Source organism: Streptomyces sp. NPDC059456, from assembly GCF_042750055.1.
Lineage (GTDB): Bacteria > Actinomycetota > Actinomycetes > Streptomycetales > Streptomycetaceae > Streptomyces.
Genome location: NZ_JBHYVA010001110.1, coordinates 1 through 1,389, shown reverse-complemented (window position 1 = coordinate 1,389; position 1,389 = coordinate 1). Strand labels below are relative to the sequence as shown.

General features: G+C 76.7%; 1 protein-coding gene. It reads right to left on the bottom strand.

Going from position 1 to position 1,389, the window contains the following annotated elements; genetic code table 11:
- On the bottom strand, nucleotides 1–1,389 hold a 1,389-nt coding region (locus tag ACFXA3_RS42540; protein WP_385196904.1), incomplete at both ends, for a condensation domain-containing protein.

The following is a 1,389-nucleotide window of genomic DNA, read 5'->3' as shown; positions in this document are numbered from 1 at the left end:
CCGACCCCGAGCGGGGGGGGGGCGGCGGGGCGCCCCCGCGGGGGCCGCTCCCCTCCCCCACCACCCCCCCCAATCCGACGTCGGGGCGGCCGCGGGCCCCGCCCCCGCCCCCGAGCCGGGCCGCGGCCGCGGCGACCTCGGCGGCCAGTTCGGCGTAGGTGACCGTGCCCGCGCCGGAGACGACCGCCGGGGCTTCGGGGTGGGAGGCGCAGCTGTCCGCGAAGTAGTCGATCATGGTGCGGGACGGCTCGGGCCGGGGGCCGCGGCCCGCGGTGAGTTCGTCCAGACGCGCACGCTCCGCGTCCGACAGGACGGTCAGGCCGGCGATCGGGGTCTCGTCGTCCATCGCCGCTGCCGCGGCCACCCGCAACAGCCGCCCGCCCAGTTCCTCCGCGGTGGCGCCGTCCAGCACCTCGGTGGCGTACCGCAGCACCAGGGTCAGTTCGCCGTCGGATTCCGCAACGCTGACATCGAGGTCGGCCAGAGCGGCGGCGTGGGGCAGCGGTACGGCCTCCAGCACGAGACCGCCCACCCGGCACTCGCGGCCGGCGATCTCCTCGGCGAGCGCGGACAGGCCGTCCGGAGCGCCCGGTGGTGTGGCGGTCCAGCCGAACATGGTGGTGAACAACGGCCCCCGGGCGGCATCCCGGGCCGGCCGGACCGCTGCGGCAATGAGCGGCAGAGGGTACTGCCGGGCGGCCAGGGCGCGCCGGAAGCGGACGGCGGTGTCGCGGACCAGCCCTGCGAACGAACCGTCCACCGGTACCTCCATCGGTACCGGCAGGGTGTTCACGCAGTACCCCACCACCTGGCCGGAGCGGGCGTCGGGGCGGACCGCGGTCGGCACGCCCACCACGAACCGGCGTTCGCCGGACAGCCGCGCCAGCAGGACCGCGTAGCAGCTGAGCAGCACCACGAACGGCGTGGTGCCCAGCCGGCGCGCGGTGCCCCGGACCTGCTCGCTCAGGCCCGTGCCGAACGGCAGCCGGAGCAGGGAGCCGGACCACGTGCGCGTCGGAGGGCGTGGACGGTCCAGGGGCAGGCGTAGCGCGCTGTCCGCGGTGTCGGCCAGCAGGTCGATCCACTCGTTGCGCATCCGCGCGCCCGCAGGCCCGGTCAGGAGCCGGTGTTCGGCGGCGACCACCTCGGACATGCCCGGCGCGGGCGCCGGAGTGTCGGTGGCGCCGTCCGCCAGCTCACGGTACCGGTCGCCCAGCTGGGCGAGAAGCAGGCCGAGCGACCACAGGTCGGCGGCGATGTGATGGACCGCCAGCAGGAGTACCGGGTCCTGCCCGCCCGGCCGGATCAGGGTGAACCGGGCCAGCGGTCCCCGCTCCGGGTCGAGCGGGTCGGGGGCGCGCGCGCGCACCAGCGCGTCGAATCCCTCGG